We start from the raw sequence: 6,555 nt of genomic DNA on the forward strand, positions 1-6,555 counted from the left end.
TCGGGGCGGGCCGCGGAAGGGCCTCCGGGCGACGGGCCGGTCCGCGCCACGGGTGCGAGGCCCGTCGCAGGGGTCGTCGCCCCGGATCAGCAGTTCAGTGCGTGCCCGGTCGTCGAGTCCACGTGGGCCGGGACCGTGTCGTGGCGATCACCCACGCTCGACGTCCCGGTGGGCTCGAACATGAGGATGGAGGCGCCGGACGGAGCCTGCGGCTTGTGTTCCGTGCCCCGGGGGACGGTGAAGACCGATCCCCGGGAAAGCGTGACCGTGCGTTCCCCGGCGGGCTCGCGCAGGGAGATGTCCAGCTCGCCGTCGAGCACCAGGAAGAACTCGTCGGTGTGGTCGTGGACGTGCCAGACGTGCTCGCCCTCGACCTTGGCGATGCGGACCTCGTAGTCGTTGACGTGCGTGACGACGCGGGGGCTCCACAGGGCGTCGAACGAGCTCAGGGCCTTGCTCAGGGAGATGGGATCGCTGCTCATGGGGTCAATCCTGGGACCTGTCGCACGACCGGCGTGAGTGCTAGGAATTGCATATGCCGAAAGAATCCTCGCACCACGGTCAGGGGGCGGGTGCGCACCGGGTCGTCGTGATCGTGGACGCGAACTCGAATCCCTTCGAGCTCGGCTGCGCCACCGAGGTCTTCGGCCTGCGCCGACCGGAGATCGGCCGCGACCTCTATGACTTCGCGCTCTGCTCCCCCGAGCCCCGCACCCTGATGCGGGACGGATTCTTCACCCTCACGGGAGTGGCCGGTCTGGAAGCGGCCGACGCGGCCGACACCCTGATCGTCCCGAACCGGCCGGACGTCGAGGTGCCCCGCCGTCCCGCCGTGCTCGATGCCGTCCGGCGGGCGCACGCGCGCGGTGCCCGGTTGGTCGGCTTCTGCAGCGGCGCCTTCACCCTGGCCGAAGCCGGGGTCCTCGACGGACGACGGGCCACCGCCCACTGGCAGTGGGCGGATTCCTTCCGGGCCCGCTTCCCCTCCGTCCATCTGGAAACGGACGTGCTGTTCGTGGACGACGGCGACATCCTCACCGCTGCGGGGAGCGCGGCTGCGCTCGACCTCGGATTGCACGTGGTCCGCCGCGACCACGGTGCGGAGGTCGCCAATTCAGTGAGCCGGCGACTGGTCTTCGCGGCACATCGGGACGGCGGACAGCGGCAGTTCGTGGAGCGCCCGATGCCCGACCTGCCGGACGAGTCCCTCGCCCCGGTCCTGTCCTGGGCCCAGGAGCGCTTGGACTCACCGCTCACCGTGTCCGACCTCGCGGCACGTGCGGCGGTCAGCCCGGCGACCCTGCACCGCCGTTTCCGGGCGCAGTTGGGCACGACGCCCCTGGCATGGCTCACGGGGGAACGGCTCTCCCTGGCATGCCGCTTGATCGAGCGGGGGGAGTCCCGTTTCGAGGTGGTCGCGCGGCGCAGCGGGCTCGGCACCGCCGCCCATCTGCGCGCCCTCATGCGCCGCGAGACCGGCATCACGCCGTCGGCGTACCGGAACCGGTTCGGGCCGGAGGCCAGGTGAAGTGCTTCCGGCGCTGCCCCGCTCGGTCTCGGCGCACTTCGACCATGCCGCCTCCGGGCACCTGACGTGCGTCATCGCGGTCCGCACGGGGCGGTTCTACGGGTTCGTGCGTGGTTCGGTACGGCGGGCGACGTAGGTCGGTTCACGCATCGACCTGCTGCTCCTTCGTCAGGGCGACCAGGTCGGCGTGACGGACGACGGAGCCGCCCGCGCCCCAGGTGCCCTCGGGCTGCTCGTGCACCAGCGCCCACACCCGCAGCGCCTGGTCCGGGGACAGGCCGGCGGCCGAGAGCACGGGGCGGTGGCTTCCTTCGACCAGGCCCGCCTTGCGCCGCTCCGACGGGGCCCCTGGGGAGCCGTGACCTCCACCAGGAAACGGGGTGCGTCGTCCTCGGCCGTCCGCTGTGCACCCTCGGGCGGCTCGGCGAGGTGGCTCCCGCCTGGCCTCGGAAGAAGGCGGTGTCGGGCGCGCCCTCCCACCGCAGCAGTACGGCGGCGAGGTCTTGTTGGATTGTCGCGCTCTGCCGCGCCAAGCGCAGCCCCGAACCCTTGGACCGCGCCGCGGTGCAGCTCCAGGCCCTCATCGACGCCACGATCAAGCGCTGAGGGTCCCGCCCGTCAGGAACTCGACCGCCACGGCGGTTCCCCGAAGGCCGGCAAGGACGACCCGCGAAGGCTCCGCTGCCCAATCGTCCCGGGGCGAAAGGCCGATGAACGCGGGGACGGCTTGCGGAGCGGGGAGGATCAGGCGTCCAACCGGAGCACCAGCTCGTCGATCTCCGCTGCCCGCGCGTTCGCGAACCCCCGGTCCTCGCCGATGACCTTGAAGCCGCACTTCTCCAGGACCCGCACCGATCCGGTGTTGTCCGCCGTCACCCGGGCCAGGAGCGGGCGTTCGGGGGCCTCGGCGAGCAGCCCCCGCAGGGCCGCGGTCGCGATGCCCCGCCCCCAGTGGGAGCGATCGATGAAGTACGTGACCTCCCGTTCGCCCGGATCGCCGTACACGGCCGCGTGACCGACCACGTCGCCGTCCGCGAGCACGGTGCGGGTGACGACGTCGGGCGAGGCGAGGATGCGCTTCCAGCGCGCGTCGAAGTGGGTTCGGTCCGTCGGGTCCTCGGCGGTGAAGGCGGCCATCCGATTCGACTCGGGATCGCTCGTGTGTCGGAAGAACACGGGCAGATCGCTGGGGCGCACGGGACGCAGGGAAACATCCATGGAAGCCATGGGGTCGACCCTAGCGACCGCGGGGGAAGGGCGTCGGTTGCACCGTGGCACACGAGGCGGTCGCCGGGAAGGGCGTGACCACCGGAGCGGAACCCGCGGACCGGTCGCGACCCGGCGTTCGCCCTAGGCGCAGACGTGCTTGGAGGCGCTCGCGCCTGGTCGGGCGACGAACTTCACTTCGTGTCCGGCGTCGTCGGTGAAGACGGCTTCCGTCTCGGACTTCAAGGTCATCGTGCCGAGTTGGGTGGGGTTGTCCCATCCCTCGGGCGGGTTGCCCGAGCCGTCGGAGAGCGGTGTCTCCGCTTCGAAGTACGTCGAGCCGATGCGGGCCTCGTCGATTCCGCAGTGTGTGTAGAGCTCGAAGGGAATCGTGCGCTCGGACGGTACCGGCCGGTCGGCCTTCGTGACCTCGTCGGCCTGGGTGCAGCCCACGAGGACCCCGGCAACCAGGGCGAGTGCGGGGATCGTTCGTTGCGTCCTCTTCGTCATGGCCCTTCGACGTCCCGGGCGGGCCGGCGGTTCCGAACTCCACTGCTCCGTTGACCCGCTGGCCCCGTGCGGTGCGCAGCAGTCATCGGAAGAAGGCCCGTTGGGGCCGGACTCCTGGCGCGACGGCCTCGGGGGTGAGGGGGCGCGGGGGCGCGGGGGCGCGGGGGCGCGCCTCGGCACGTTCCGTCGACTTTTGATCACGGTTCGATAACGCGGCGGGATGGGGTGGGGGCAAAGGCATCGGTGGTATTGAACGCCCTTTGCCAGAACGACGAGGAAGCCCGTGAACGACGTCAGGTGCCGTCCGCTCCCGTGCCGTGCAGCCGGCGGAGCCGTTGTGCTCGCCCCGGTCGCCGGCCGGCCCGCCGCCCGGGTCCAGGGAGTCCCTTCGGAGGCGGACCGGTCGATCGGGGACTCCCGGCGGCGTCGGCACCGCATCCGTGTCGTGGCGTCGGAGTCCATCCGGTGCGGCGGCGGGACGGTGTCCCGTGGTCCGAACCGGGCGGGTTCCTCGACGTTCCGTCGGCCGAGGGCGCCCTGAGCGCCCAGGACTCGTGTCGTCCGCCCGAGGGGCGGTGGATGCGGGCGGGCGCCCCTCGTCGTCCGTCCGTCGGCGTCCGTGGAGCACCACGGACGCCCAGCAGTGGAACGTACGTCTATTCTCGCTGGGCGACGCCTACCGGATGAACATATTCCGGTAGGGCGTGCGGGGAACGACCGGCTGCCGAGCTCCCTGCTGGGGGCTGCCGCCAGGTCTCCCCGGGCATGCCGACCCCACGTCGTCCGGCCGGACTTCAGGAGCACCATGACGGAGTACGCGGGACCGCCCATCGCCGAGCGTTCGGACGCGGAGTTGGCGGAGCTGATACGAGCCGGCTCGGCACCGGGGGCGATGACCGAGCTGTACGCGCGCCACCGGTCCGCCGTGCTGGCCTATGCGCGGACGTGCTGCCGCGATGCGCACACGGCCGAGGACCTCGCGGCCGAGGCGTTCGCGAGGACGCTGGAGGCGGTGAGGTCGGGCGGGGGCCCGACCGGGCCGTGGCGGCCGTACCTGTTGACCGTGGTGCGGCGGACGGCGATGGCCTGGACGGCCACGGCACGGCGGGCCGAGCTGACGGAGGACGTCGAGCGCTGGCAGGACGCCGTTCCGCACGCCCAGGGCGGCGAGGAGTTCGCACTGCGGGGCGAGGAGGACGACCTGGTCGTGCGCTGCTTCCGCACGCTGCCCGAGCGTTGGCAGGCGGTCCTGTGGCACACGCTCGTGGAGGAGGAGAGCGCCCAACGGGTGGGGAGCATGCTGGGGCTGAGCGCCAGTGGGGTGTGGTCGCTGGCGGAGCGAGCCAGGGAAGGACTGCGCGAGGCGTACCTGTCGGAACACGCGCACGGCCCGAAGACGTCCAACGAATGCCGACGGTACAGCCCCCTGATGGCCGCCGCGGTCCGGCGGAGCCGTCGTGGGGCCGGCCGCCACTTGGACCGTCACCTGGGCGAGTGCCGCTCCTGCCGCAGGGCGTTCCGGGACCTGAGGGAGATCAACTCCCGGCTGCGCGCGGTGCTGCCGGGCGCCGTGCTGCTGTGGGGGGCGGAGCAGTACCTCTCCTCGTACGGGGCGACGGCTGCGGCCGCGGCCGTCGTGCCGGTGAGCGGGGGAGCGGCTGCCTCCGGTGGTGCGGGCGCCCCGTCCGTCCTGTCGACCGCGCAGCTCGCCGGGGCGTCGCTGGCCGTCACCGCGGCACTCGGCACCCTCGCCTACCTCGTCGTGCCGACCGAACCGGATGCCGTGCGTGCCGATCCGCCCGCCGTCCAGGAACTCCGCATGCTGCCCGAAGCCGCTTCGGCCGATGCGCCCGCTCCCCCCGACGAAACCGTGCGCACCGCCGATGTCGACGCGTCCCCCTCCACCCTGCCGGTCCTCGCGCGTGCGGAGACCACCGGCCCGTCGGTGACGGCCCTGCCGCCCGGCCCCGGCGACCGCACCCGGCTGCGGATCGATGCCACGGGGCTGTGCATGGAGATTCCGGGAGGGAGCAGGGAGGCGGGGACCCAGCCGCGCGAAGCGGCGTGCACCGGTGCGGCGCACCAGGAGTGGGACGTGATCCCGCAGGGGAAGCGCCGCCGGGTGATGCTGAGGAACGTGGGAACCGAGCTGTGCCTTTCCCACACCGGTACCACCGTTGACGGCGCTCCCGTGCGGCAGACCGCCTGCGATCCCGCCGACGCCCTGCAGACCTGGACGATCAACCGGCACGACGACAAGGGCACCGCCGGGATCTTCACCAGCGACAACATGTACCTGGGGCTCAAGCAGTGGGCACCGGCCGCCCGCGACGAACCGCACGACCCGCTCATCGCGACGACCCACCACTACTACCTCTCCCCGTCCCTGCACTTCCGCACCGACTGGTGACCCCACGGGCCGCTGCCCGGCAGTACCGGGGAGCGACGCCGGTCACCCCGGCTTCCGGCACGGGGCGGTGGACCGGGAGCCGGGGACTGCGCGCGCCCGGACCGCGACGGGCTCCCGAGGACCTTCGGCAAAGGAAAGGCAAAGCGTCGGGAGGGCGGTGGATCCCCGTTGCTCTTCTCCCGTGAAGAGCAACGGACCAAGGGGGCGCCGAACATCGGAACGACCTCCGAGAAGAGGACGGACGGACGTGTCCGGAACGATCTGCCCCCACTGCGGCACCGCCCGACCGACGGGGGACGCGGGCTGCCCTTGTGCCGGGGCGAACGCGCACGGCGACACCGAGCCGTTCGCGCAGACGTGGGTGCGCCCCTACCTCGCGCCGCCGCGCCGCGACTCCCCGTCCGCCCCGGACGGGGAACCGTTCCCCGGTACGCCGGTCCCGGTCGCCCCGCACCGACCCGGCCCGGTGTTCGGCATCGTGCAGGCGCACGCGTCGTCGTGGTCGGCACCGGATCCGGTGCCGGAACACCGCACGACGGATCCGTTCGCACCGCACTCCCCGCTCGCCCACGGGCCGGTGCCCCCGCCGCCCGGGCCGGACGTCCCCGGGCGGATCGGCCCGGAGGGGGCGGCCTTCCCGGCAGAGGACGACACCCTCCGTCTGCGTCCGGTCGCCGTGCAGTGGGTCACCGGGGAGCCCCCGGTGACCGGGGGGTCGCCCGGACCGCGCCGGTCCCACCGGAAGAGGGCCGCGGCCCGTCGCTCCACCGACCGGGGCCGGCCGGCCAGGGCGGCCGGAGCCGCCGTGGTGTTGGTGGCGGTGGTCGGCACGACCTCACTGGTCGGCGCGCTGGTCGGTACGGACGGCACCGTGCAGCGGACGGCGCCGGAGGCACCGTCC

The 6,555-nt window shown here is 72.9% G+C and carries 5 protein-coding genes and 2 pseudogenes; 3 read left to right on the top strand and 4 right to left on the bottom strand.

From position 1 onward, the window contains the following. Positions 1–86: 86 nt before the first annotated feature. Positions 87–482: a cupin domain-containing protein gene (locus tag ACFW2Y_RS33930; RefSeq protein WP_384887039.1), complete on the bottom strand. Its 396-nt coding sequence runs from the start codon at positions 480–482 to the stop codon at positions 87–89. Positions 483–535: 53 nt separating this feature from the next. Between ACFW2Y_RS33930 and ACFW2Y_RS33935 the strand changes: the two genes are divergently transcribed. Continuing rightward, positions 536–1,528 (top strand): GlxA family transcriptional regulator, encoded by a 993-nt coding sequence (locus ACFW2Y_RS33935; protein WP_384887042.1) that lies wholly within the window; start codon positions 536–538, stop codon positions 1,526–1,528. Positions 1,529–1,670: 142 nt separating this feature from the next. Here ACFW2Y_RS33935 and ACFW2Y_RS33940 read toward each other — a convergent pair. The 3 genes and pseudogenes from ACFW2Y_RS33940 to ACFW2Y_RS33950 form a co-directional block, all read right to left on the bottom strand. Then, positions 1,671–2,067: pseudogene (locus ACFW2Y_RS33940) on the bottom strand (tautomerase family protein). A 205-nt stretch (positions 2,068–2,272) separates the two neighbouring features. Then, positions 2,273–2,746 (bottom strand): GNAT family N-acetyltransferase, encoded by a 474-nt coding sequence (locus ACFW2Y_RS33945; protein WP_384887050.1) that lies wholly within the window; start codon positions 2,744–2,746, stop codon positions 2,273–2,275. Positions 2,747–2,878: 132 nt separating this feature from the next. After that, the gene (locus ACFW2Y_RS33950; protein ID WP_384887045.1) at positions 2,879–3,244 is read right to left on the bottom strand and encodes a hypothetical protein; all 366 of its coding nucleotides are present in this window, start codon (positions 3,242–3,244) and stop codon (positions 2,879–2,881) included. Between the two features lie 805 nt (positions 3,245–4,049). On the opposite strand from ACFW2Y_RS33950, the gene ACFW2Y_RS33955 reads away from it, so the two are divergent. Both ACFW2Y_RS33955 and ACFW2Y_RS33960 read left to right on the top strand, forming a co-directional pair. Continuing rightward, positions 4,050–5,654, top strand: a complete 1,605-nt coding sequence (locus ACFW2Y_RS33955; protein ID WP_384887048.1) for a sigma-70 family RNA polymerase sigma factor — start codon at positions 4,050–4,052, stop codon at positions 5,652–5,654. A gap of 247 nt (positions 5,655–5,901) precedes the next feature. Further along, positions 5,902–6,555, top strand: a pseudogene (locus tag ACFW2Y_RS33960) (hypothetical protein); the annotation flags it as partial.

Origin of the sequence: Streptomyces sp. NPDC058877 (genome assembly GCF_042742855.1) — a bacterium.
Classification (GTDB): domain Bacteria; phylum Actinomycetota; class Actinomycetes; order Streptomycetales; family Streptomycetaceae; genus Streptomyces.